This is a genomic window from Sediminibacillus albus (assembly GCF_900101125.1).
Lineage (GTDB): Bacteria > Bacillota > Bacilli > Bacillales > Amphibacillaceae > Sediminibacillus > Sediminibacillus albus.
Map to the genome: position 1 here is coordinate 530711 of NZ_FNFL01000001.1, position 23967 is coordinate 554677.

The 23967-nt window shown below is 40.0% G+C and carries 28 protein-coding genes; 12 read left to right on the forward strand and 16 right to left on the reverse strand.

Annotation, left to right across the window (positions count from 1 at the left end; all coding sequences use genetic code 11):
- The first annotated feature begins 208 nt into the window (after positions 1-208).
- Together BLR93_RS02745 and ytvI are read left to right on the forward strand one after the other, a co-directional pair.
- Entirely contained in the window at positions 209-574 is a 366-nt protein-coding gene (locus BLR93_RS02745; protein WP_093210977.1) for a YugN family protein, read from the forward strand.
- Between the two features lie 306 nt (positions 575-880).
- The gene (gene ytvI / locus BLR93_RS02750) at positions 881-1939 is read left to right on the forward strand and encodes a sporulation integral membrane protein YtvI (protein ID WP_093210979.1); all 1059 of its coding nucleotides are present in this window, start codon (positions 881-883) and stop codon (positions 1937-1939) included.
- Between the two features lie 419 nt (positions 1940-2358).
- On the opposite strand, the gene BLR93_RS02760 is transcribed toward ytvI, so the two are convergent.
- The 7 genes from BLR93_RS02760 to coxB all read right to left on the reverse strand — a co-directional run bounded on the left by BLR93_RS02760 (position 2359) and on the right by coxB (position 8482).
- The gene (locus BLR93_RS02760) at positions 2359-2895 is read right to left on the reverse strand and encodes a GNAT family N-acetyltransferase (RefSeq protein WP_175559216.1); all 537 of its coding nucleotides are present in this window, start codon (positions 2893-2895) and stop codon (positions 2359-2361) included.
- 142 nt (positions 2896-3037) lie between these two features.
- Positions 3038-3493, reverse strand: a complete 456-nt coding sequence (locus BLR93_RS02765) for a DUF420 domain-containing protein (protein WP_093210985.1) — start codon at positions 3491-3493, stop codon at positions 3038-3040.
- 50 nt (positions 3494-3543) lie between these two features.
- Positions 3544-4431, reverse strand: a complete 888-nt coding sequence (gene ctaG, locus BLR93_RS02770; RefSeq protein WP_093210987.1) for a cytochrome c oxidase assembly factor CtaG — start codon at positions 4429-4431, stop codon at positions 3544-3546.
- A gap of 159 nt (positions 4432-4590) precedes the next feature.
- Entirely contained in the window at positions 4591-4905 is a 315-nt protein-coding gene (gene ctaF, locus BLR93_RS02775; protein ID WP_093210989.1) for a cytochrome c oxidase subunit IVB, read from the reverse strand.
- A gap of 3 nt (positions 4906-4908) precedes the next feature.
- Entirely contained in the window at positions 4909-5529 is a 621-nt protein-coding gene (locus BLR93_RS02780) for a cytochrome (ubi)quinol oxidase subunit III (RefSeq protein WP_093210991.1), read from the reverse strand.
- Positions 5529-7385 carry a cytochrome c oxidase subunit I gene (ctaD, locus tag BLR93_RS02785; RefSeq protein ID WP_093210993.1) on the reverse strand — a complete coding sequence of 619 codons (1857 nt, stop codon included), beginning with the start codon at positions 7383-7385 and terminating at the stop codon, positions 5529-5531. Before ctaD ends, BLR93_RS02780 begins: the two co-directional genes overlap by 1 nt.
- A gap of 38 nt (positions 7386-7423) precedes the next feature.
- The gene (coxB, locus tag BLR93_RS02790) at positions 7424-8482 is read right to left on the reverse strand and encodes a cytochrome c oxidase subunit II (protein WP_093210995.1); all 1059 of its coding nucleotides are present in this window, start codon (positions 8480-8482) and stop codon (positions 7424-7426) included.
- A gap of 67 nt (positions 8483-8549) precedes the next feature.
- Between coxB and BLR93_RS17860 the strand changes: the two genes are divergently transcribed.
- Positions 8550-8708, forward strand: coding sequence for a hypothetical protein (locus BLR93_RS17860; RefSeq protein ID WP_175559217.1), 159 nt, complete (start codon positions 8550-8552; stop codon positions 8706-8708).
- A gap of 14 nt (positions 8709-8722) precedes the next feature.
- Here the strand turns inward: BLR93_RS17860 and cyoE are convergent, their stop codons facing one another.
- Positions 8723-9658, reverse strand: coding sequence for a heme o synthase (gene cyoE, locus BLR93_RS02795; RefSeq protein WP_093210997.1), 936 nt, complete (start codon positions 9656-9658; stop codon positions 8723-8725).
- 545 nt (positions 9659-10203) lie between these two features.
- Between cyoE and BLR93_RS02800 the strand changes: the two genes are divergently transcribed.
- The gene (locus BLR93_RS02800; protein WP_093210999.1) at positions 10204-11106 is read left to right on the forward strand and encodes a COX15/CtaA family protein; all 903 of its coding nucleotides are present in this window, start codon (positions 10204-10206) and stop codon (positions 11104-11106) included.
- 60 nt (positions 11107-11166) lie between these two features.
- Here BLR93_RS02800 and ftsW read toward each other — a convergent pair whose 3' ends face one another.
- Both ftsW and BLR93_RS02810 read right to left on the reverse strand, forming a co-directional pair.
- A complete protein-coding gene (ftsW, locus tag BLR93_RS02805) occupies positions 11167-12372 on the reverse strand; it encodes a putative lipid II flippase FtsW (protein ID WP_093211001.1) in 1206 nt (401 codons plus the stop codon).
- 198 nt (positions 12373-12570) lie between these two features.
- Entirely contained in the window at positions 12571-12852 is a 282-nt protein-coding gene (locus BLR93_RS02810) for an Fpa/YlaN family protein (protein WP_093211003.1), read from the reverse strand.
- A gap of 225 nt (positions 12853-13077) precedes the next feature.
- On the opposite strand from BLR93_RS02810, the gene BLR93_RS02815 reads away from it, so the two are divergent.
- The 3 genes from BLR93_RS02815 to BLR93_RS02825 all read left to right on the forward strand — a co-directional run bounded on the left by BLR93_RS02815 (position 13078) and on the right by BLR93_RS02825 (position 14652).
- Positions 13078-13569, forward strand: a complete 492-nt coding sequence (locus BLR93_RS02815) for a hypothetical protein (RefSeq protein WP_093211005.1) — start codon at positions 13078-13080, stop codon at positions 13567-13569.
- A 128-nt stretch (positions 13570-13697) separates the two neighbouring features.
- Positions 13698-14318, forward strand: a complete 621-nt coding sequence (locus BLR93_RS02820; RefSeq protein ID WP_093211007.1) for a YhcN/YlaJ family sporulation lipoprotein — start codon at positions 13698-13700, stop codon at positions 14316-14318.
- 130 nt (positions 14319-14448) lie between these two features.
- Positions 14449-14652: a YlaI family protein gene (locus BLR93_RS02825; RefSeq protein ID WP_093211009.1), complete on the forward strand. Its 204-nt coding sequence runs from the start codon at positions 14449-14451 to the stop codon at positions 14650-14652.
- A gap of 121 nt (positions 14653-14773) precedes the next feature.
- On the opposite strand, the gene BLR93_RS02830 is transcribed toward BLR93_RS02825, so the two are convergent.
- On the reverse strand, positions 14774-15154 hold the full coding sequence (locus BLR93_RS02830; protein ID WP_245690040.1) for a YlaH-like family protein: 381 nt from the start codon (positions 15152-15154) through the stop codon (positions 14774-14776).
- A gap of 109 nt (positions 15155-15263) precedes the next feature.
- Here BLR93_RS02830 and BLR93_RS17865 point away from each other — a divergent pair, with 109 nt between their 5' ends.
- Positions 15264-15437, forward strand: a complete 174-nt coding sequence (locus BLR93_RS17865; RefSeq protein WP_175559218.1) for a DUF5325 family protein — start codon at positions 15264-15266, stop codon at positions 15435-15437.
- A gap of 109 nt (positions 15438-15546) precedes the next feature.
- On the opposite strand, the gene BLR93_RS02835 is transcribed toward BLR93_RS17865, so the two are convergent.
- Both BLR93_RS02835 and BLR93_RS02840 read right to left on the reverse strand, forming a co-directional pair.
- A complete protein-coding gene (locus BLR93_RS02835; RefSeq protein WP_093212310.1) occupies positions 15547-16353 on the reverse strand; it encodes an inositol monophosphatase family protein in 807 nt (268 codons plus the stop codon).
- Between the two features lie 143 nt (positions 16354-16496).
- Positions 16497-16682 carry a hypothetical protein gene (locus BLR93_RS02840; protein WP_093211013.1) on the reverse strand — a complete coding sequence of 62 codons (186 nt, stop codon included), beginning with the start codon at positions 16680-16682 and terminating at the stop codon, positions 16497-16499.
- Between the two features lie 189 nt (positions 16683-16871).
- On the opposite strand from BLR93_RS02840, the gene BLR93_RS02845 reads away from it, so the two are divergent.
- On the forward strand, positions 16872-17483 hold the full coding sequence (locus BLR93_RS02845; protein WP_093211015.1) for a YktB family protein: 612 nt from the start codon (positions 16872-16874) through the stop codon (positions 17481-17483).
- A 52-nt stretch (positions 17484-17535) separates the two neighbouring features.
- Here the strand turns inward: BLR93_RS02845 and BLR93_RS02850 are convergent, their stop codons facing one another.
- Together BLR93_RS02850 and BLR93_RS02855 are read right to left on the reverse strand one after the other, a co-directional pair.
- Positions 17536-17817: a UPF0223 family protein gene (locus BLR93_RS02850; protein WP_093211017.1), complete on the reverse strand. Its 282-nt coding sequence runs from the start codon at positions 17815-17817 to the stop codon at positions 17536-17538.
- Between the two features lie 2 nt (positions 17818-17819).
- Complete coding sequence (locus BLR93_RS02855; RefSeq protein ID WP_093211019.1) at positions 17820-18788, reverse strand: NAD(P)H-dependent flavin oxidoreductase; 969 nt, start codon at positions 18786-18788, stop codon at positions 17820-17822.
- 165 nt (positions 18789-18953) lie between these two features.
- Between BLR93_RS02855 and BLR93_RS02860 the strand changes: the two genes are divergently transcribed.
- The gene (locus tag BLR93_RS02860; RefSeq protein ID WP_093211021.1) at positions 18954-20423 is read left to right on the forward strand and encodes an aminotransferase class I/II-fold pyridoxal phosphate-dependent enzyme; all 1470 of its coding nucleotides are present in this window, start codon (positions 18954-18956) and stop codon (positions 20421-20423) included.
- A 66-nt stretch (positions 20424-20489) separates the two neighbouring features.
- Here BLR93_RS02860 and BLR93_RS02865 read toward each other — a convergent pair whose 3' ends face one another.
- A complete protein-coding gene (locus BLR93_RS02865; RefSeq protein ID WP_093211023.1) occupies positions 20490-21356 on the reverse strand; it encodes a polysaccharide deacetylase family protein in 867 nt (288 codons plus the stop codon).
- 402 nt (positions 21357-21758) lie between these two features.
- Between BLR93_RS02865 and BLR93_RS02870 the strand changes: the two genes are divergently transcribed.
- A complete protein-coding gene (locus tag BLR93_RS02870) occupies positions 21759-23291 on the forward strand; it encodes a glycine betaine uptake BCCT transporter (protein ID WP_093211025.1) in 1533 nt (510 codons plus the stop codon).
- Positions 23292-23456: 165 nt separating this feature from the next.
- The gene (locus BLR93_RS02875; RefSeq protein ID WP_093211027.1) at positions 23457-23864 is read left to right on the forward strand and encodes a hypothetical protein; all 408 of its coding nucleotides are present in this window, start codon (positions 23457-23459) and stop codon (positions 23862-23864) included.
- Positions 23865-23967 lie beyond the last annotated feature (103 nt).

A 23967-nucleotide genomic window follows, 5' to 3' on the forward strand; every position in this document is an offset into this window, starting at 1 on the left:
TTTCCTATGTTCCCCTAAAACCAATTAATCAATCGCTGATAATCTTCAAACAGGTTATAATAATTTGACTAAGCGGCGAAATTTTTCCAACATGGCTCTTCCACGATTTTCTCTGCTCCACCAAGACTTTTCTAGGATAATAATTGCATGTTGCCGCATTTCATACTATTATAAGATTAGGATATACAATTTTTGCGAGGTGGACAGTATGAGAATGGAAGACACAGGTATTGAAGGAATCATCATGGATATAAAGCCATTAGACCATTTAATGAATGAAATTGCATTTGTTCGTGCAGGCCAATGGGATTATGAAAGGGTTACATATGATTACAAAATCGGTTCTGCCGAAAAGAACATAACTTATTATATAAGGATTCAAGGTTATGCTGTTGAAGGCGAAGTTGACAGAGGAGACGCTGTCATCAAATTATCCACACCTTTGCTCGGTAAACATTATTATCCGCATGGGGTTGAATACGGCGAAGGAGAAGATTTTCCTGAAAGTGTCGTAGACAGAGCGAAAGGATTATTAGCGAAAGTGAAAAACGAACTGGATAATTTTGCTAAGTAAGTTCGTGTTTACTGGCGGCGCTTTTGCGCCGGCAGTTTTTTAATACAATTTTGGCTATCTTTGCTGGATATTTTATTTAGATAACCATTAAGGAACCTTTTCTAAAAACACTTTTGAACAAAACAAAGGATAATCATGTTATTATTTACTTAGCTGATTCATTTTTATCTATTCAAATCAGCAAGTTCATGCTATATTTTGAATATAGCTTACCTAATAGATGACATACTGCCTGACTGGCAGTTTTCTTTATATTATTGCTTCCTTAATTTTAATCGTTTCTTTGGAAAGGGGATACATAATCAATTGTTCCGTTACTTAACTAAGCGCCAGTGGATATTAATCATCGCAGCGATTCTCATTATTATCGCCGCATACTTCTTACTGCCAGTTTCCATTCCATTACTTTTGGCCTTTCTGACAGCACTGTTTCTCAACCCTGCGATCAGATGGCTGCAATTCCGTTTCAAAATTAACCGCAAATTATCGGTCACTATCGTGTTCCTTGTTTTTTTATTGATTATCAGCCTGGTTGGCACCTACTTTGTAACAAGAGCTGTTACCCATGTAGTCAATTTTGCTGAAAATGCCCCTTCTTACGTCAATCAGCTCAATACAAAGTTCGGAGAATGGGAATCCGATATTGACCGTTTTACCGAGAGCCTTCCTTATGAATTTGTTGTGGAAGTAAAAGATGGCTTCAGACGTAATATTGAATTGCTTAGCACCAAAGTAAAACAATACTTTGAGCTGGATAAAATCGCCTCTGCGGCTGCAAAGGTACCCGAGTATTTGGTAAGCTTACTTGTTTATTTAATAGCATTGTTTTTATTTATGCTTGAAATGCCCCGATTAAAGGCAAAATCATATGACCATTTAACAGAAGAAACTGCTGGAAAAGTGAAATTTATGAATGCTCGTTTGTCTTATGTTGTGCTCGGTTTTTTGAAAGCACAATTTCTCGTCAGTATTATCATCTTTTTGGTTTCTCTGGTAGGACTTTTCTTTATTGTACCTGATGTTGCCATTATTATGTCGATTATTATTTGGCTTGTTGATTTTATTCCTATAATTGGTTCCATCGTCATATTAGGGCCATGGTCACTATATATGCTGTTAGCCGGTGAAACAGTTGTAGGAACATGGCTAGCCGTGCTTGCGATCATCCTTCTGGCCATTAGGCGTACGGTTGAGCCAAAAGTTATGGGACGCCACATAGGCCTTTCTCCTTTAGCTACGCTAATTGCCATGTATCTCGGTCTGCAGTTGATTGGAATTATCGGTTTTATCCTCGGTCCTCTGGTTGTGATCGCATTTAACTCTGCTAAAGAAGCAGGTATTATTAAATGGAATTTTAAAATATAAAAGTGGTTGGGGCAGAATATACAACCACTTGCAAAAACCGAACGATGACAGCATATGAAGGTTTATGATTTACTGGAGATCGCAGTGGTTATGCAAGGTAGTAAGAACAGCCCTATCTGCACAGACAGAATACGTAGACTACAGTGGCAACAACACGATTCTGAAGACAAGGACGCTTCGGTAACGACTCATCGCACACAGAAAATGCTCCTTTATTTTCAAGATGGCTGTGGCCATGCTCACGGAAAGCGAAGTATTCTGTCGGCATCCAACCTTGTTAGAAGGAAGAAATAGAGTTGTCACTGTGTCCGCAGGTAATCTTAAACATTTACAAACAAAAATCGAACGAGCTCGAATCCTAAGGATTTCGAATCATCGTTCGATTTTTTTTGGCCGCTATCCTTTTGTCCCGACCTCTTTTATAAAGAATTCATTCCTTGGAATTTTTTTTTGCGGACCTCTCTCCACTTTTCATACAATACTATTCCTCTATCTTGCCCTATTTTTTTAAATCCATTTTTTCTAAGAACACGTTGTGAGGGAATATTTTCTTTGTCACAGCTTGCCGTGATTTTATTAATATCCTGGTAAAATCCCCATTGACAAAGGGAACTGACAGCTTCCGTGGCATATCCCCGTTTTTGTCTTTTTTCCAAAATGCGGTATCCAATTTCCACCGACTTTTCTTCCGCATTATATTCATTGAATCCAACCTCGCCCACAATGTGACCCTCATGTTTATCCCGAATAACCCAAGGTCCAATCCCTAAAGGGACTCTGTCGCTTTCCATATTTTCTAAGTAAAGAGGAAGCATTGCTTTCAACGAATAATGCGGCCATTCAACCTCATAAGGGACCTGGTGCTGATAGTAATATTCCATGGGGTTTTTAATTAACATTTGACCGTCTTCAAGTGTAATCGGCTCGATAATCAACCGTGAACTTTCGATATTCATAATGACCGTTCCTTTCATACCACATTCGTTCTCTTATTCCTACATATACCATTGAATGCAGAGAAATAAACGTGGGAGCTGCCCTTTACGGACAACTCCCCTTAAAAACTTGTATATTAATTTTAAAATGACTATACCGATATTATGTTCCCAATATTGCCTTAAAAAGGCTTGTCGTTTGACCGCCGTCATAAATAATATATAGGAGCATATAAACTGCAACACCTGTTATCGCCGTAAAAAACCAAACAATACTTGTAACAGGACCGATTTTTCGATGTTTTTTAATATTGCGCTTAAAAGCCAGGACCAAGGTCACTATCCCAAAAACAGCTCCTGATGTGGCAAGGCATATGTGAAAAATCAAAAACACCGTATAATAAATTTTGATATCGTCAGGTCCACCGAAACTAGTATTCCCTACAAACACTGTACGGGAAAGATATATGATGAAAAACAGCAAAGCACTGATCGCTGCTGCTATCATGGTACGTTTATGGGCAATAAATTTATTCTTCGTAATCAGGTACCAACCAATAGCTATTAATACTGCACTTAAAATGATAAAAAACGTACTTACCGTAGGCAATAATGGCATAAGACTAAAACCTCTCCCCCAAAAAAATTACAAACTGTTTATCTTCCTATCTAATGTTCATTGGCATTGGCTGTAGGAAGCGGATCGATTTCATGAACTCCCTTACGGAACCAGCCAAAAAAGATTCTTGCCAATACAATTCCGTAAACAATTTCTTGGGTTATCTTCATTAAGATACCACCCAGCTGCTGATCTTCCAAAACTGGCAGTGGCGAGAACATTTGCGGGCCAGTCAACGGCAGTCCATTCAAGACAGACGCTGGCACACAAAGTGACATAGCCTGTACCCAGCCGCTCGCTTCACTGTATGTTGAATACAACGAGTGCCCTGAAAAAATGATCAGTCCACATGCCGGAGTTATCAATACTCCATTGGCGAAAATATAGCCGATTTTCATGATGGGTGACAGCTTGTCCATTTCCTTTAATGGCGTAAATATCGGCCACCAAACAAGAAATGCGGTCACTAAGATACTTGTTGTAATAACTCCATGGGCCAGTGCATTTGCTTTAGCGAAATCAAAAATTACAGGCATGTGGTACATGGAAAACAAGCCATTAAACAACAACAAAGCAATCAACGGTTTCGTCAACAGGCCAAGTACCTGCTTTAACCCGCTCATTTCAAATACTTTTCTCCAAACCCATTCTGGAATACCTTTAATGATAAAGATAGGAAACACCAGGTAATATAAAGCCATCTGTACCATGTGTGAAGTAAACATAATATGAGAAATCAAATCAACCGGTGACCCCTTGATAACGTACAGAATTGCTAATCCTGTATAAAAAAAGGCATATTGTTTTGCGTCAGGCTTTTCTTTATTGGTGAACACAGACGTTACTAAATAATATAAAACGCCGAGTCCCACTACAAATAAAAAGAAATAGGGACTCCATAAGGCGCGAAAACCAAAAATTTGTAAATCCAGCCACATAATGTCTCACTCCAAATTTATATTGCTCGCCTTTATTATAACGCATGTATAAAAGAAAACGAGCATTTATTGTGACAAAATAAAAACAGATTGGCTTCTCTCTCTTAATAAAAGCTGGAACTAAAAGAGGCCGGGAGAAATCCCCTGGCCTCTGACAGATTACCACCAAATTAATACCGACAAAGTCAGAACAGTTAAGAATGCGACAAAAGCTCCTGCATAAAGCATCAATGCCGGCATTTCGTGTCCCTTATGACTCATGTGCATGAAGTAATATAGTTGGAATCCCACTTGTACAACTGCAAGTATTAATAAAGTTGGAATAACAAACAATTTGTCTAACTCATAAATCACCATACCGAAGGCTATTACGGTAAACAAGATCATCAATACAAAGGTAATGACCTGTTGCTTCATTTCTTCTTTATTTTTCTTTTTTCTATATTGCTCTTGTAAGTTCGTATTCTCGGCCATGGCTTAAATCACCCCCATGAGATATACAACTGTGAAAATAAATACCCACACTACGTCGATAAAATGCCAATACAAGCTGGCAATATAAAATTTAGGGGCATTATACAGGTTCAATCCTCGTTTGGCATTACGCACCATTAAGGTAACAATCCATAACAATCCGAATGTTACGTGTCCTCCATGGAAACCAACCAAAGTATAAAAAGCTGATCCAAATGCAGAAGAACGTAACGTGAATCCTTCCCCATGAATGTAATGGTAGAACTCATAAAGTTCACAGCCAAGGAAGCCCAGTCCAAGCAATACGGTAATTCCGAGCCATAGCTGCATTTTTGAGAAGCTGTTATTTTTCATGTGGTACATAGCATACACACTGGTCAGTGAACTAGTTAGTAATAACATGGTCATTATGAAGACCAGTTCCAGGCCAAACAGCTCTTCCGCTCCAGGGCCGTCATTTGTCGCATTATTTAATGCTAAATACGTTCCGAACAAACTGGCAAATAATACAGTCTCTCCTCCGAGGAAAAACCAGAAACCTAAAAACTTGTTTTTCCCCTCAAGGGTAGCTCTTTCGGGCTGTTCCGGCAGAGTTTCCGGATTAAGTGTTTGATCACTGCTCATTATTGATCAGCCCCCTCTTCTAAATCTTCTTTATGGATATGATGGCCTAAGTCATCCTTAATTGATCTGACAAACATAGCACCAAGTGTTATACCCATTCCTAAAATCACTACCCATAAAAATGCTAAGTTATCCACCTGATAAATGAATCCAAACCCGGCGATAAATAAACCTAGCGACATAATAAATGGTAATATGGAAGGGTTAGGCATATGGATATCATCCAACGGTTCTGCTGGTGTTATTCCTTTTCTTCCTTCCATCTTTTCAATCCATAGTGGATCCAATCCCCTGACCAAAGGAGTCTGTTTAAAGTTATAGTGTGGAGGCGGTGAAGGAATCGACCATTCAAGCGTACGTCCATCCCAAGGATCGCCACTCACTTTATGTCCTTTTACAGAGGTATAAATAACGTTAATAATGAAAACGATTGTTCCAATTGCCATAAGGAAAGCACCAATCGTACTAATTAAGTTCCCAGTGTCAAGTTCCTGGTTTGGCAAATATGTCCAGTAACGGCGGGGCATTCCCATTAATCCTAAGAAATGCTGAATGAAAAATGTTAAATGGAAGCCCAGGAAAAAAGTCCAGAAGGTTATTTTTCCAAGTGTTTCATTCAATATTTTACCGAACATCTTCGGCCACCAGTAATGTATCCCGCAGAATAATCCAAAAACTACTCCGCCGACAATAACATAGTGAAAGTGAGCTACGACAAAGTAAGTATCATGATATTGGTAGTCAGCAGCTGCGGCTGCAAGCATAACACCTGTTGTTCCTCCTATAGTAAAGGTAGGAATAAATGCAAGCGCCCATAGCATTGCTGAGTTAATCGTTATACTTCCACCCCATAAGGTGAACAGCCAATTAAAGATTTTAATACCTGTCGGAACGGCAATCGCCATTGTGGCAATCGCGAAAATCGAGTTAGCAGCTGGACCAAGCCCAGTAGTAAACATGTGATGGGCCCAAACCATAAATCCTAAGAATCCGATTAAAGTAGTAGCGAATACCATAGCTGTATAACCGAATAAACGTTTCTTAGAAAAAGTTGAAAGTACATCACTAAAGACACCAAATGCTGGAAGGATAAGGATATATACTTCCGGGTGCCCGAAAATCCAAAATAGGTGTTCCCAGATTACAGAGTTACCACCCATCGATGCGTTGAAAAATCCTGAACCAAACAATCGGTCGAACATTAATAAGAACAATCCGACAGTAAGGGCGGGGAAAGCAAATAAAATCAGTGAACTTGTTACGAATGCTGTCCAAGTGAACAGCGGCATCCGCATATAAGTCATGCCAGGGGCACGCATATTAATAATCGTAACAAGGAAGTTAATGCCCCCGATCAGTGTCCCCGCACCGGAAATCTGCAGTCCTAATACATAAAAATCGACTCCGTGGCCAGGTGAAACTGCAGACAACGGTGCATAAGCTGTCCAGCCTGCATCGGGTGCTCCACCAAGGAACCAGCCACAGTTAAGTATAATGCCGCCAAATAAAAACAGCCAAAAACCCAATGAATTCAAAAACGGGAATGCCACATCACGGGCCCCGATTTGTAATGGCACAACGGCGTTCAATAATGCAAATATCAAAGGCATTGCAGCCAAAAATATCATGGTAGTACCGTGCATAGTGAGTAGTTCATTATAAAATCCAGCGCTAACAAAATCATTGCTTGGTTTTATTAGCTGAATACGTATCAATAGTGCTTCAAGTCCGCCAATCAGGAAAAACAAACCACCGGAAACTAAATATAAATGTGCTATTTTTTTATGGTCTACAGTGGTCAAATAATCCCAAATCGCAGCGCCAAAGCCTCTTTTTTGCGCAGTTGCAGTACTCACGCTTATAAACCTCCCTTAACCTCTTCCATCCCGTTTTATTACTCGTTGCTAGTTGCGCTTTCCGGAGTAATATCTGATGGTTGTAATTGTAATAAGTAATCAGCAATTTTTCCTGCTTCTTCTTCACTTACCTCGTAATTGGCATCGCTCATTCTGTTGCCAGGCTTAATGCTTTCAGGGTTTTGGATCCACTCGATTAGCGTATCGCGGTCATGCTCTGCGACACCAGCCAATGTCGTGCGGTCTCCAAAGTTTGTCAGGTTCGGGCCTGTAGCAGCAGGTGATGAACCAATAGCATGACAGCCTATACAGCTGTTTTCCTGGAATAACTGCTGGCCTTCTTGAGCATCAGCAGATTCAGGCTGTGCTTCAGGGTCAACATTTTTCATGTCTTCGACCCACTGCTCATACTCCTCCGGACTAACTGCTATCACTTTAAAATCCATCAAGGAGTGAGATGTACCGCAGAATTCAGCACACTTCCCATCATATACCCCTTCTTCATCTGCTTGAATAAACATGGTGTTCTCATTTTCCGGGTGTAAATCCATCTTTCCTGATAATGCTGGAACCCAGAATGAATGAAGCACATCGCTTGTTTTCATATTTAAGTATACTTTTTCGCCAGTTGGAATATATAAATCCTGGCTTGTCTGGATTTCTTCACCTTCATAATTGAAGTGCCACCAGAATTGGTTACCTGTTACGCTGACATTAATGGAATCTCCTGCAGCGCTTTCGTCTGCCAGGTCAAATGTTATGGTAATAGTAGGAATAGCGATAATGACTAATAAAATGATTGGAATTACTGTCCAAATCACTTCTAATGCCTTATTCCCTTCTGTCTGTTGCGGAATAAAATCCTCTTGGCCTTTCTTTTTTCTAAAGCGTACAAGGACAATTGCATAGATAACCATAACGACTATAAATACAAAAATCATGACGGCTAAAGAAATATTAATCAGGTCCAAGGCTGATTTTGCCCCATAGCCTTTAGGTGTTAAGGCACTTAAATTTTCTTTTCCACAGCCTGAAAGTACAAGCGTTAAGGAACCAAACAATAATAGTGCCCGGAATTTTGCCATCCAACCTTTCATTCAAATGATACCTCTCTTTCTGTTATGTCCTTTTATTTAAATAATTAGAATACGGTGCAGAGCTCTGATGTTTAATGACAAGCCGTCCGGATTAATCTCCCCGCACTTATTAATCGTACTGCGGCTGTTTGCATTTACAGAAATAAAACAGCCGCAATACTTAGACAGGGACTTTACGAAGAAACGGCTGCGCCCTGTCTATTGCCCATTCGAACTTACACGTTGAAAAGATATTCTAATTTAATTAACAACACTAGGCAGTGTTACTAGTACCATTGTGACAAACATAATCATTAAATAATTCAATGAATAAACAAACATAAAATTGGCCCATTTTAAATTATTCTTCATAAAGAAGCCGCTTATCCCCAAGACCAGCCAGCCTATATTCAATAAACAGGCAATAACTAGAAATGTATTTCCTAAAGAAAATAAATAAAAAGGCAGTGGTAATAAGCATGCCACATAGATAACCATTTGCCGTCTCGTTATCGCAAACCCATGAACGGCTGGCAGCATCGGAATTCCTGCTGCTTTATATTCCTTGCTTTTTTTTACAGCCAACGCTAAAAAATGAGGCGTCTGCCACAGAAACATAATAAGGAACATAATAAAAGCCACCGCATGGAAATTCGGATCAACTGCTGCCCAACCGATTACAGGCGGGACAGCACCTGAAACACTACCGATAGCAGTATTAATGGTGTATCTTCTTTTTGTCCACATCGTGTACAGTACTACATAGGTAAACCATCCGACAATTCCTGCAACCGCAGCCTGAATGGTAGTCAGCGCCAGCAAAATTGCTCCAACGGCCGAAGCTGAAATCCCCATTGCCAATATCACTTTCAGAGGAATGCTGCCTGTCACAGTAGGCCGATTTTTGGTTCTTTTCATAATCGGGTCAATATCCCGATCATAGTAGTTGTTCAGTATACAACCACCAGCTATCAACAAAGCAGTTCCAAGCATCATAATAATCAAACTGCCCCAGTGGTCGGTTAATGCTCCGCCAGTAAAGTATAACGCGAGCCAAAACCCGGCGAAAGCTGTGATTAGATTCGAATTAATGATACCTACTTTTATGAGAGCCATAATATCCGCCCAGAGAGCAGACTTATCTTTGCTGTCTGTCTTCCCTATTACTTGAGAAGAAGTTGCTTCCACTTTGTTCATTATAGCCTACAACCCTCCTTCCAGCTCCCTATACAATCAATCTCTAATTAGGATGAAGGCATCCACTATAAATGGGAAACCTATTAAAAACCTATCCTATCTGTTGGTTGATCGCCAATGATGTTAGTATAACCTAATTTTTACAACATCGCAGGTTATATCCATATTGTATCATGGATTTGATATTCCATCTATTCAACTATACGCTTTATTGCCTGCATTTCGGCAACCTTAAAAATGACAATTTTGTGAAAGCATACAGAAAATAAAATAAAAGGCATAACTGCCTTTAAAATAGTGTGAAACAGCCATTTATCTTGTTTTGTTGCAATTCCCACCGCTATTCAGATACGAATCAAATCCTCATATTTATTTCTAGCAAACAAATATGAACATTGCAAGGCTTTTTTTGAATTTTTTATAGTGAAAATAGTAGGCAAACATGGTAGTATAACCTTTGTATGTTTTTCAACTAAAAACGGATATTTTCTGTCCAGTCAACTGAGGCTGGATAAATTAGTCCACTAAGTAAGTGAGGTGGAGCCTTGATTAAGTTCCTAAAGATTTTATCTATCATATCAACTATTACAATGATCTTCGTTCTTATTGGGGGCGCACTGGTCACTAAAACCGGATCCGGAATGGGTTGTGGCGCAAACTGGCCGGTTTGTGAAGGTGAGCTTTCAGCTGAACTCATTATTGAATTAAGCCATCGTCTAGTTTCCGGGACTGCAGGATTTGTTGTATTACTCCTGTCGGTTCTCTCATGGAAACACGCAGGACACATAAGAGAAGTGAAATTTTTATCTTTCATCTCTATTTTTTTTCTGGTACTGCAAGGGCTAATAGGCGCTGCTGCCGTGCTATGGTCACAATCCGATTTTGTCCTGGCCATGCATTTCGGGATTTCCTTGATTTCATTTGCTGCGGTATTTCTGTTAACTCTGTTAATATTTGAAATTGACCAGAAGTTCGATGCCCGCTCGCTGATTATTGACAGACGGCTTAGATATCACTTCTATAGTTTAATTGTTTACATTTTATTCGTCGTCTATACAGGCGCTCTTGTCAGGCATGCTAATTCCAGCCTAGCCTGCCGCAGCTGGCCGTTTTGTGATAACCAAAGTCCGCTTGCATTTGACTATCACTTCAGCCAGTGGATACAGATGGGGCACCGTTTTGCTGCGGGTTTAGCCTTTATATGGACGTTATACTTATTGTACAGAGTTCTTAAATCATACCGTTATAACCGCATTATGGTTTGGGGATGGGCTGCTGCTTCGATGCTAATGGTTTTGCAAGTACTATTCGGGGCACTCGTTATATTTACAATGGTCAATCTAGCAGTAGCACTTTTGCATGCCTTGATTATTTCCATCTACTTTGGAGTATTGAGTTACTTTATTTTACTATCTTCCAGAAGTGCTAAATATGAAAAAGAAAAATAATTTTAAAAACCCCTTCTCTTGCCAGGCAAGAGAAGGGGTTTTTTATCTTTAATAGAAGGATTATTGTAAATGTGACCACGACTTTCTTTGTTTCGTAAACTCCCTTGGCTTATTGCTGATATCCTGGTCTTCAGGAATGGAGCGTTTCGTCCCCCGTTGTTCTTTTGCCCTGACTGACCTGGCAATATTGTTTAATATACCAACAGAAATCATGAGAATTAACAAGGAAGACCCTCCATAGCTGACAAACGGAAGTGTTACCCCTGTAATTGGTAAGAGTCCACTAATTGCCCCCAAATTAATAAAGGCCTGGATACCAATCATGGATGAAATCCCGATTGCCAACAATGAACCGAAGCTGTCATCACATTGATGAGAGATATAGAAACCCCTTAACACAATAATAGCCAACATTCCAATCACAGCGGCTACCCCGAGAAAACCTAATTCTTCGGCAATTACAGCCATTATAAAATCGGTATGGGGCTCCGGGAGATACCCCAGCTTTTGAACGCCTTGTCCAATCCCTTCTCCTGTCAAGCCGCCTGTGCCGATCGCCAAGTACGATTGGATAAGGTGAAAGCCATTCAGGTCAGGGTCCTCAAATGGCTGATAAGCGCCAGTAAACCGGGAAACTCGTTCCGGTGTCACCATTTGCGTTGCCGCAAAACCGAGAAAGGTTATCACCGTGACTACTAAAAAAGCCAAATGGCGGAATTTAATCCCGGCGCTGAAGATTACGGAGCAGGCAATTAAAAATATAACAGAAGCTGTACCAATATCCGGCTGTTTAATGATCAATGCCAGAATTAGACCTGTTAATACTAGAGGCGGCAATACTGCTTTTGAAAAATCATGGATATATTCCTGCTTTTTTGAGTAAGCCGATGCCAAATATATGATTAAACCTAATTTAGCGAACTCAGCCGGCTGCAAACGCATGGAACCGAATTTGAGCCATGACTGGGCGTAATTCACTTCTTCACCGAACAATAAAACGGCAACAAGTAATGTAATAATCCCTAATATCATTAATTTAATCAATTTTTGATAATGGCGGTAGGCAAACATGCTGCAGAATAAATAAAACAGCATACCTAAACTGAACCACTGTAGCTGCTTCAGCATGAAATAATTGCTGGCAACTTCATTTTTTACGACAGCGATCACCATACTTGCACTGTATATCATCACGATACCGAACGCCGTCAATATTATCGGGGTTATAAAGAGCGTAAAATCAAAATCTTTCAATTTTTGTTTCAATGTGATGACTCCTAACTATGTATGATGAAAGAATCAGCATCTCGTTTTTCTCAGTTTATTAACTAAAATATACCATAGAAAAAGCAATGATAGTTGCTCTGCGGAAAAGTCTTTTCTAATAAAAAAACCCCGCCGCTGTTAGGCAAAGGTTTTCCAATTAATTAGGCGGATCAACAATCATCCACTAAATAAACTTGCTTAAGATTTTTGCGCTGCTTCATGTAATACGTTCAGTTGTCTTTCCAGGTTTTCAAGCAATGCCTTACCAGCTTCTTCGCTGACCAGATTTAACCGTACCGCAAAATCAATTTCCCTGGACAAACCAAACATTTGTGTATCTAAAACCTCTTCATATAAAGGACACTGAGGCATAGTCAAGTTATCCATTTGAACTTTAATGAGCTTCAATATTTTATTAGCATCAGCCTCTAGAAGGGCATAGGCTTTATCACGATTGCTAACAGCCACTTCAGGTATCACAAAATCCCCTCCGTTTAACAGACTTTCTTCTATTTATATTAGCGTTTGTCAGTAAAAAATGCAAGATAAGAACAGAAATATATCAAACTTGCGTTGGTTTTTTGTGTTGCAGAAAGATGCAGGAGCCTTTTTCCTATAGTGATTTTTAGTCCCTTAGATGAAATTAAAAATAAACTCTGCTATTCTTGAAAGGGATGGAATTTAATCGAGAAAGGAACTGGTAACATGATTGTACAGCTAACTGGCAAAGTGAAATATCCGATAACGTTAGATCCGACTGTCTGGATTTTTGATGATAGAAAGCTTTTATTCGAAGATGCCTTCAAATCTCCAGATACTGAAGAGAATGAACAAGAAGACGAGCTAAAAAAAGCTTCTATGAGATGGGACCGGGAAGTTTATCAACAAAGAATCAAACCTCCGGTAAATAAAAGCATTAGCAAATTTGAAAGAGAGCAAATACTCGAAGGTACATATGTAATGCCCATTAAAGATTTCCTTGCTACCTCAGAGATAGAAGACGAGTCCAAACAAGCGAGACTGATTACGGAAAAACAAGAAGAAATAATCTCTTTATCCCAGCTGGATGAGTGCCTCCTTCTATTTGCCGAGAATGGGAAACCTGTAAAAGAGGCTGGCCCTGTACATTTATATTTTGGTGATGGTTCTAATCGGCAGCAGCCAATTAAAGGAGTTAAAAAAATCGTCATAGAATAACCGGTGTTTTGGAGCGTTGACAGTCTTCTAATTTACAGTTTCATTGGAGACCGGCGTGCTTCACTTTTGCTCTGATGAATAATCTCTGCTTATTCAAGAAAAGATAGGAGTAAAAGGAGGAGTGCCCGATGAACAATCGGCTTGTATTCCTGTGTATTGTCTGGCTTTCCTGTGGTTTCCTTATGACAGGATGTCAACAGGAGGAAAGCCTGCCTGACCAGGAGAACCAAGACCCGGCCATCCAGGTGAAGAACTCTGACCCCGCCCAACCAGATCCACAAAACTACAGTAATCAGGAAATAGCAAATCATCTGTCTAATATTGCAGCAGATGTTCCTAATGTAGATGACGCTTCGTCTGTTGTGGCAGGTCCCTATGCTGTAGTAGCCATTGATGTTGATAAAGATTTAGATCGTTCCAGGGTAAGCACAATCAAATATTCTGTTGCGGAAGCCCTTCACCATGACCCTTATGGGAAAACAGCAGTTGTCATTGCAGATGCAGATGGAACTGAACGAATTAGACACATGGCTGATAAAATTCAGCAAGGCCACCCAATTCAAGGATTTGTGGATGAACTTTCTGCGGTTGTAGGAAGGTATATGCCTGAAGTGCCAATCAATGAAGACCAACCCGAAGAACCTGACCAGAATAAGCAAGTCATTCCAGAAGATGACCAGCAGGAATTAGAGGACATAGAAGATGATCAATCGAATAATCAAAAGCGTAACAACCAAGGTTCGAACTAAAAAGCTGTCATTCGACAGCTTTTTTTTGTTGATTGTAAAAACATCCTGCAGTGGATTATAGTAATTTTGATAGATGTGTCCAGCAGTCTATGTTAAACTGGTAAAAAGAATTGCTGTGAGGTGGTAATTAGTGAGAGTTAAATGTGTAATTTGCGACAGCATTGAAAGTATAGATAGTAACTCGTTGCAAGCCAAACGTTTGAGAAACAGGCGTATCCATATGTACCTATGTCAAACTTGCTATGCAAGAGTAGAAAAAAACACAAAAAAAAGACATGCAACAGGCAATTTCCGTTTATATAAAGAAAAGAAAAAGAATAATAGTTTAATTTAATCCTCTCTCATATAGTAAAATAGGAGCGTCCAGCGAGGTATGGCTGTGGGGATACAGCTATCTCCTATACAAAAAACCTAAGGCAAAGCCAAAAATCGGCGCCTTAGGTTTTTTTCGTTCATTAAGCTTGTTTATTTCTCCGCTTTCTATCCTGGGCCAGCCTGAACCTGTATATAGCGAGAATTAATACGATAATAACAAGGCATTCAGCCATCGGAAGCTTTAAACCTAATAAAGTAATAATAAAAGCGCCGATAAACAGGAAGATATAGACAACCAAGGACTTTAATAAAGGCAGCTTTCTGGCGAATCCTAATTTATAACTGCACGCAAGCAATATGGCAATCGTCAAATACAATAGAAAAAAACCTAGCAGCAGGTTTTGTCCACTTTCCCCATTCGCAATAGTATTAAAAAGAAAATCTACAATGGGCAGATTGTTCCCTACATCGATTACTTCGTTACTTTCCTCCACCATTTTCACTCCTTCTATCCAATTCACTCCCCTACCTATCATACTAGAACACATAAAACTGCGCTAGGCTTAGTTAATACATTTTCATCTGCCGGAAAATGATTTATACTTATAGGGAAGAATAAGAGGTGAAATGATGAAGAAAATCCAGTACAGCAAACTATTTTTGGCTATTCTCGTAATCTCTTGTTTTGTTTTGGTAGGTGTTGCTATCGGTTTCCGCAATTATTGGTTTACCGCATTATTTTTCGTTTTAGGCTTCATTTTGATGGGCGTTGGATTAACATTGAAACGAAAAAACCGAAGCTGACAAGAATGAAACAATGCAGCCCCCTGCCGGAACGGCACTTCGCAGGAGTGTCATGAGCAGGGTATGGCTGCTTTTACGGATCCATGATATATATTACCCAGGTGACCTGTTATTGCTTTAATTCAATATAATCAGTCAATAGTGTCTCTTGGATTTCCTTGTTACAAGATAAAATCGTGTTATTTTCTAACATATTGATTGGTTCTCCATCAGCTTTAGTTGTAATTCCTCCGACTTCGTTGACAAGAACCATTCCGCCAGCGATATCCCAAGGCGCTAGTTTCATGGTAATATATCCGTCAACGATGCCCTCAGCAACATATGCAAGTTCCAAAGCGGCCGAGCCATACGAGCGCGTTCCTCTGATTTTTCTGATCAACTCCTGCATTTTAGAGTCTTCTACTTTATTGTTGGGAGTTGTCCAGTAATTATTTAATACCAGAATTGCTTCTTCCAGCCTTAGCTCTTTCTTCAAAGGAAGCAGCTTCTTCTCATTTTTAAAAGCGCCTTCCCCTCGCCTAGCGGCATATAATATATCATTCATCACATCATATACTAGACCGATTTCTCCTATTCCATCCTGGAAAATACCGATGGAAATTGCAAAATTCCGTTTTTGATGCACAAAATTCATGGTCCCGTCGATTGGATCGATAATCCAGACAATTCCCTTGTCACTTTTCAATTCATCTCCGTAGCCTTCTTCACTTAGGATAAAATGTTCAGGATATTCGGCCCTGATTTTTTCAGCAAAAAATTGCTCCGTCTCCCGATCCATATGTGTGACCAAATCATTTGCATTTGACTTTGTATCTATAGTCAGGGGCTGATCAATAGCGTCCCGGATTGTTTTCCCCGCTTCCAGCACCCACTTTCTGGCTGTATCAAACAAATCCTTCTTTACTTGCTGCTCCATAACCAACATCCTTTTCATTTTTTTAATCTCCATCCAATTTTCACTGAATCATTTCTTCCTATCAAGCCTAAAGGTACCACTGTCTATTCTATAATAAACGAGCCCGGACATACAAAAAAGAAACGAGCATTAAGCCCATTCCTTTACGATAGCTCCATCATTTCTTTTCTCAATTCTTCCAAACGTCCTTTGGACGTTTCCATTACCTCCTGATCCTCTTGCTTCATGGCTTCATATAATGTAGCCAACTGGTAATCGATTTCCATGCGGATGACCGGTAATTTTTCCTCCGCTTCCCTTTTCTTAATTGCTTCCATTACATACTTCACATTTATCCCCTTCCCTTTCGCTTTTTGATATGTTCTTATATTGATTGCATTATCTTTTTCTTATGTTTGTTAATTTTTAAATACCCTGCTTAACATTCCCTTAAACACAAGGCTATTCCGTTTGTAATGCACTCGTAATATGATAAAATCAAGGATGATAACAACCATGAAGGAAGGAAGAATGTGCGTATGAGTTTCACAGGTTTTACAAAAGATGATTTTAATACTTTCCATATCGAAGGCCTTGATTCTAGAATGGAGGCTATCAGAACTCGTATCCAACCAAAATTCCAGGAAGTCGGCAGTGAATTAACCGATTTTCTTTCTGCAGAATTAGGAAACGAAATGTTTTTACATATTGCCCAGCATGCCAGAAGATCTGTAAACCCTCCTGAGGATACTTGGCTGGCTGTCGCAGCAAACAAAAGAGGTTATAAAAAGCATCCACACTTTCAGGTTGGATTGTTTGATGACCATGTATTTATTTGGTTGGCTTTCATCTATGAGCTTCCAGAAAAACAAAAGATTGCCGAATCGTTTCTAAAAAATTTGGACGAGTTAAAGCAGCTTCCTGGCGATTTTGTCATTTCAATGGATCATACAAAAAAAGAAGCCTTCCCGGTCAGCGAATTATCAAAGGAGAACTTAATACGGCTTAGAGACGTAAAAAAAGCAGAGTTTCTTATAGGAAAGCATTTTGATCCTTCCAGCAAGTCCGTAAAAGACGGAGATGTTTTTTTGGCAGAAACAAAGGAAGCCTTTCAGTACCTGCTGCCTTTCTACAAACTCGCATCATCATAGGAAAAGGAAGGAGGTTGGAAGAAAAACTTCCAACCTCCCTGTTTAACAGCTGTTATTTATGTAACTCCATTGTCACCCGATCACCAGACCTCATATTTCTCGCTTTTTTCACTGTTTGGTAACATGAATAACCGGATTCCTTCTCAAATTTACCGCACAACTGTTTTTCCTCACTCTTGGCTGGGACTATTTGCTTGAATCTCGTATATGCCATCAATAAATCGTCACGCTTCACGCCATTCTCGTATGCTTGCTCAACTAAAGAATAAAAGTTGACCACATCAATGATTTCCTGTTGTGTCCATGTTTCCTCAAGCGGATAACTGTAGCTCATCATTATCTCCTTTCTGTACCCCAATCATTTCTAATCACAGCAGCTTCTGCCATTATTCTTTCCATTAATTCTCCGACAGATGGAATATCATTTATCCTGGCCGAAATTTGCCCTGCCCATCCAAAACCATCAGATTCCTGACCTTCATAAATAAACCGCTTATTCGCCTCACCACTGATGTACGATTTCAGCTCTTGATAGCCAGGGTTTTGCTTTTCCATCTCAACTAGCTGTTCTGTCCACTGATTTTTCAAGGCTCTGGCCGGAGCACCAATGGACCGCTTGATAACGAGGGTATCCTGCTCTCCTGCATTTAGAATTGCCTGTTTATAAGCAGAATCTGCATGGATACATTCTTTCGTAGCGATAAACCTTGTTCCCATTTCCACTCCTTGCGCCCCTAATGCTAAAGCAGCCATCAGGCCTTTCCCGTCTCCAATTCCTCCTGAAGCAATAACAGGTATTGATACAGCATCTGCTACCTGAGGAGTAAGGACAAATGTCCCTGTATCATTTCTGCCAATATGGCCGCCGCCTTCCTGCCCTACTACCATAACAGCATCTGCCCCTAGTTCCTCCGCTTTCAATGCCTGTCTTTTAGCGGCTACAAGAACCATGGTCTTTATTCCGGTTCCTTCCAATAATTTCAGTACAGGTCCGGGATTCCCGCCTGTTATTGAGATGACTGGCACTTCTTCATCAATTGCTGCCTGTACCATATGCTGAAATGGCCTTCTTTGTTCTCCGATAGCAAAATTGACCCCAAATGGTTTATCCGTCTTATCTCTTAACTTACTGATTTCCTCTCGTAAAAGCGTTTCATTTTCCAGGCTCATTGCCGTAATTTGTCCAAGTCCGCCAGCATTTGAAACAGCAGCTGCGAGTTCTGAATAAGCAAGGTATGCCAATCCCCCTTGAATGATGGGTATATCAATTCCTAATAAATCTGTCAGCTCTGTTGACCACTTCAACTCATATCCCCCTTTCTTTTTCTTATCCTATCATGTTCCGCCTCATCTTTCTAAAAGTAGCGATTCCTGTTATGTTTTGCTATAATTTCTCTTACATTGCTTCCGCAATCACGTTTGAGTGACGAAAATTAAAACGGATTTAAATGCAAACAAAGAGGTGTAAACATGTCACAAAAGGAAACCCCCCTATTTACTGGCTTACTGAACCATATAAAAAAACAACCAGTCCAATTCCACATCCCGGGCCACAAGAAAGGTAAGGGAATGGACCCCGATTTCCGATCGTTCCTAGGGGATAATGCACTGGCTATTGACTTAATAAATATTGAACCATTAGATGACTTGCATCATCCGCAAGGAATCATTAAAAAAGCACAGGATTTGGCTGCCCGTGCTTTTTCTGCAGACTACACGTTCTTTTCTGTCCAAGGAACTAGTGGTGCTATTATGACTATGGTGTTAAGTGTCTGTGGACCGGGGGATAAAATTATCGTACCGAGGAACATTCACAAGTCAGTGACGACTGCCCTGATCTTTTCTGGGGCAACACCTGTGTTTATTCACCCGGAAGTTGATAAGGAACTGGGAATTTCACACGGAATCACACCACAATCTGTTAGCAAAGCTTTGCAGGCTAATCCTGATGCAAAGGGAGTTTTGGTAATAAATCCGACTTATTTTGGCATTGCGGCTGATTTGAAAAAAATCGTGGAAATTTCCCATCAATACCAAGTACCAGTGTTAGTAGATGAGGCGCACGGAGTCCATATTCATTTCCATGATGAACTGCCTGTATCGGCGATGGAAGCAGGCGCTGATCTGGCTGCAACGAGTGTACACAAATTGGGAGGATCGCTTACCCAAAGCTCAGTGCTTAACCTTAGGGAAGGCTTAGTTTCCCATGAAAGAGTACAGAGTACGTTGTCGATGCTAACGACAACTTCAACATCCTACTTATTGTTGGCATCCATAGATTCTGCGAGAAAACACTTAGCGGTCAACGGACAAAAACTAATCGATAAAACGATACATTTAGCAAATGAAACAAGAGCTGCAATCAACAGAATTCCCAATTTATATTGTGTCGGAAATGAGATCATCGGTAGTGAGGCTACTTTTGACTATGATCCGACTAAGTTAATTATTTCTGTGAAAAACCTGGGGCTGACGGGATATGACGTAGAGGTATGGTTAAGGGATCATTACCAAATAGAAGTGGAGCTATCAGATATGTATAATATTTTATGCATTATCACCCCTGGAGACGAGAGAACAGAAACCAATCTTCTTGTCGAAGCATTAGACAAGTTAGCGTGGGATCGATATGCTTATGCCATTCAAAAAAGTGTGCCGGTCAAAATCCCGGAAATCCCGCTATTATCCATGTCGCCCCGCGATGCGTTTTATGCCGAAACAGAGATCATTCCGTTACAGGAAGGGGCAGGCAGGATAAGTGCTGAATCGATCATGGTTTATCCTCCCGGAATCCCTATCTTTATTCCTGGTGAGATAATAACCGAGGATAATATCCATTATATTCAGCAGAATCTTGATACGGGGTTACCGGTCCAAGGCCTTGAGGATGAAACCTTAAAAAATATTAGAGTGATTAAAGAACATAAACCATTTAGATAAACCTGGCAAGTAATCACTTTTTAAAACAAGAAAGCTCCTGGCATAACTATGCCAGGAGCTTTCTTGTTATTCTTCTACTTGAATTAATGCAGGATCTGCAATTTGATAACCTTTACTCCGTATCCCTTCGACAATATCATCAAGGGCGGCAGCCGTCCATTCCCGATCGTGCATCAGTAAATTGGCCCCACTGACGAGCAGATTGGTATTAACCATAATGTCGGCAAGAGCATCTTCGTTCCTGTACTGCTCGTTCCAATCATATCCATACGACCAATTCATCAACAACATCCCTTGTTCAGCTGCAATTTTCCTGGAATAATCGGTATTTTGTCCATGGGGAGCGCGAAAGAATTTCGGCCTTTCCCCAGTGATATCTTCTATCAAATCATTAAGGCTTACTATTTCTTCTTTTTGCACTTCTTCCGAAGCTTCGACAAGAGCCTGATGGTTAAACGTGTGATTACCTATCTCAAATCCCATATCATGGATTTGCTTCAACACCTGCTGTTGTTCTTCGGTGGCAAGAAAATGTCCATTTACAAAGAAAATCGCTTTCGCATCTAATTCTTTTAATGTTTTGGCCATCTCCAATGCATGCTCATCCGGAGCATCATCAATTGTTAATAAAACGATATCTTTATCCGCATTCTCGTCTAAAGGCTTAATCGACCAATTACCGGTCAACTCATATTTAGGTTCGCTTTCCGTTTCAGCGGGCAAAACTTCCTCTTTCTCTTCAGCTTGTCCTTCCGCTGCGGCTTCTTCTGTTTGTCTTTCATTATTATTTTCTTTCGAATGCTTACCTTCTTCTTTTACTCCTTGATTGTTATCTACAGCTTCCGTATCTGCCGAATCAGCAGAAGTTAATAAGTTACAGCCAGCTAACACAATAATCGCTGCTGCTACGACCAGCAATATGTACTTTTTCATTTAATAAAAACCCCCTGATGTTTATCCTCATCTGTATCCTCTATTATAAAGGATAATCATATTATTTTGGGCCATTTTTTTTAATTTTGTAGAAAAATATGTAAAACGATAAAGAGATAAAGGAACATTGCTGGTTTACCGTCGATTTAGTAGGGGTACTCTTATCTTGTATGAGTCAAAAAATGTCGAAAAATGCGCTCCCTAATAGTCCATCTTCCTCCTCTAAGAATCAGCATCAATATTATGGTTATATTAAAAGCACCGTGTATATTCACCCGCTTGAAAAGGTGTGCCTACAGCAAAATATTTTTGTTTTATCAATGTTTATGTTTTAATACATAATTGTGGTTTTTTAATTAACAGGTTTTGTACGGGAGAAATTATTACAGAAAGGAAGATAATATGAATAAAATTACTAGAGTGTTTTATATTTCACTTATTGTTGCAATCATCTTTATCGCCTGGGGAATCATCTCTGAGGATGTTCTCCCAAATGGCAATTTGGATAATGTGACAAGTATCATTCAGGGCTTTATTGTAGAGAAATTCGGATGGTTTTATTTACTGTCTGCTACAGGCTTTCTCGTTTTTGCTATTTTTCTCATCTTTTCCAAGTATGGAAACATCCGACTTGGAAAACCGGAGGATCGCCCGGATTATAATTATCTAACCTGGTTTGCGATGCTTTTTAGCGCAGGCATGGGGATAGGATTGGTTTTCTGGGGTGCTGCAGAGCCGCTCTCCCACTTCCATACTCCACCAGATGGGGATATTCAGGAAGGCTCACCTGAAGCCGCCAGAACAGCCATGCGGTACAGCTTTTTTCATTGGGGACTCCATCCTTGGGGTATCTATGCAGTGATCGCACTAGCGCTAGCTTATTTTAAATTCAGGAAAGAAGCTCCCGGACTAGTAAGCTCTATCCTTTATCCTTTATTTGGTGAAAAAATCAAAGGCGGCTGGGGCACATTAGTTGACTTTATTGTCGTATTTGCCACCATTTTCGGCGTAGCTACTTCTCTCGGTCTTGGAGCAATACAAATCAGCGGTGGACTGGCCTTTATATTTCCAGGAATAGATAGGACGATTACAGTTCAACTGATCATTATAGCCGTGGTAACAGTTCTATATTTACTTTCCGCGATGACCGGGATAAATAAAGGGATTAAATACTTAAGTAATACAAATATTGTATTGGCACTGCTGTTAATGCTATTTTTATTGTTCGCAGGGCCAACTAATTTCATTATGGACCTGTTTACAACGTCCCTCGGCAACTATGCAGCAAATATTGTCAACATGAGTTTCCGATTAACGCCGTTTGACCAGAGCAACACTTGGATCCAAGGCTGGACAATCTTTTACTGGGCATGGTGGATTGCCTGGGCTCCATTCGTCGGTACATTTATTGCCCGTGTATCGAAGGGAAGAACCATCAGGGAATTTGTTTTGGGTGTTCTTTTAGTTCCCACTATTTTCGGTGCCCTTTGGTTTTCTGTTTTCGGGGGCTCCGCTATTAACCTGGAATACTATGGCGGCCAGGACATTATCCACTACGTCAATGATATGGGTACGGAAGTTGCACTGTTTGCGGTGCTTGAATCTTACCCTATGGGGATCATTATGTCGATAGTAGCCGTACTATTGATCAGTACTTTCTTTATTACATCTGCTGATTCTGCCACTTTCGTTCTGGGAATGCAGACAACCGGCGGCGGGCTTAACCCGCATAATAGAGTAAAGTTCGTATGGGGAATCATTCAATCAGCTGCAGCTGCCATATTGCTTTGGCAAGGCGGTCTGGAAACATTACAAACAGCATCAATCATTGCTGCCTTCCCTTTTGCGATTATTATGATTTTAATCGTATTTTCACTAATTAAGTCCTTTAAGGAAGAGGGGAAGACGGTAGACTTAAGACGGCCGAAAAAATAGATCTATAACGCAGGAAAAGCAGACCGCCTTTTATATGGGGGTCTGCTTTTTTAAATGTATATTACAGATCCTCTGTTCCTATTTCATTTCGTTAACAATTAAGTAATACGAACCAAAGCTGTCAATTTTTTTGTTAAGATGAAGGCACACATCACGCAAAGGAAGGTGCAGCATATCAACAAGAAAAGATGGCTTACCTTTATATTTGTCAGTTTGGTTCTTCTCACAACAAGCTGTAATGCAAAGCAGACAATTGAGGTATTGACTTTTGAACCTAGCAACTTTCAAGTGTTCTTTTATACCAACAAATCCAATCCTAAATTAGAAAATGAATATCTAAAAGCGATTCTTGATCTTAAAAATAATTACCCCTCACAGCTCGACAATATTGAATTGACAGAAACAACTATTGAATCATTAAAAAGACGGTCAATTGCTGAATATCCTGCATTAGTAATAGTTAAAGATGGACAAACTATCTCTAAGCTCAGTGGACAAGCCTCTAAAACGGACGTTCTCAAAAAATTGAAAAAGACAGTTAATGGAGAAAAAAACTCTTTATCAGCTAATTGACCTGATAAAGAGTTTTTTATTAACTAAGTCAACCCGAGTAGAAATCTGCCTTGCCCTTCCAACTAAATAAAGGAAAGCTCCAGAAATTGATCCCGGAGCTTTC

Bases quoted from the DNA above. Each gene is read 5' to 3' on its own strand.
- BLR93_RS02745 (WP_093210977.1), top strand. From the start codon at position 209: ATGAGAATGGAAGACACAGGTATTGAAGGAATCATCATGGATATAAAG.
- BLR93_RS02760 (WP_175559216.1), bottom strand. From the start codon at position 2,895: ATGAATATCGAAAGTTCACGGTTGATTATCGAGCCGATTACACTTGAA.
- BLR93_RS02765 (WP_093210985.1), bottom strand. From the start codon at position 3,493: ATGCCATTATTGCCTACGGTAAGTACGTTTTTTATCATTTTAAGTGCA.
- ctaG (WP_093210987.1), bottom strand. From the start codon at position 4,431: ATGTGGCTGGATTTACAAATTTTTGGTTTTCGCGCCTTATGGAGTCCC.
- ctaF (WP_093210989.1), bottom strand. From the start codon at position 4,905: ATGGCCGAGAATACGAACTTACAAGAGCAATATAGAAAAAAGAAAAAT.
- BLR93_RS02780 (WP_093210991.1), bottom strand. From the start codon at position 5,529: ATGAGCAGTGATCAAACACTTAATCCGGAAACTCTGCCGGAACAGCCC.
- coxB (WP_093210995.1), bottom strand. From the start codon at position 8,482: ATGAAAGGTTGGATGGCAAAATTCCGGGCACTATTATTGTTTGGTTCC.
- BLR93_RS17860 (WP_175559217.1), top strand. From the start codon at position 8,550: ATGTTTAATGACAAGCCGTCCGGATTAATCTCCCCGCACTTATTAATC.
- cyoE (WP_093210997.1), bottom strand. From the start codon at position 9,658: ATGAACAAAGTGGAAGCAACTTCTTCTCAAGTAATAGGGAAGACAGAC.
- BLR93_RS02815 (WP_093211005.1), top strand. From the start codon at position 13,078: ATGATTGTACAGCTAACTGGCAAAGTGAAATATCCGATAACGTTAGAT.
- BLR93_RS02820 (WP_093211007.1), top strand. From the start codon at position 13,698: ATGAACAATCGGCTTGTATTCCTGTGTATTGTCTGGCTTTCCTGTGGT.
- BLR93_RS17865 (WP_175559218.1), top strand. From the start codon at position 15,264: ATGAAGAAAATCCAGTACAGCAAACTATTTTTGGCTATTCTCGTAATC.
- BLR93_RS02835 (WP_093212310.1), bottom strand. From the start codon at position 16,353: ATGGAGCAGCAAGTAAAGAAGGATTTGTTTGATACAGCCAGAAAGTGG.
- BLR93_RS02845 (WP_093211015.1), top strand. From the start codon at position 16,872: ATGAGTTTCACAGGTTTTACAAAAGATGATTTTAATACTTTCCATATC.
- BLR93_RS02850 (WP_093211017.1), bottom strand. From the start codon at position 17,817: ATGAGCTACAGTTATCCGCTTGAGGAAACATGGACACAACAGGAAATC.
- BLR93_RS02860 (WP_093211021.1), top strand. From the start codon at position 18,954: ATGTCACAAAAGGAAACCCCCCTATTTACTGGCTTACTGAACCATATA.
- BLR93_RS02865 (WP_093211023.1), bottom strand. From the start codon at position 21,356: ATGAAAAAGTACATATTGCTGGTCGTAGCAGCAGCGATTATTGTGTTA.
- BLR93_RS02870 (WP_093211025.1), top strand. From the start codon at position 21,759: ATGAATAAAATTACTAGAGTGTTTTATATTTCACTTATTGTTGCAATC.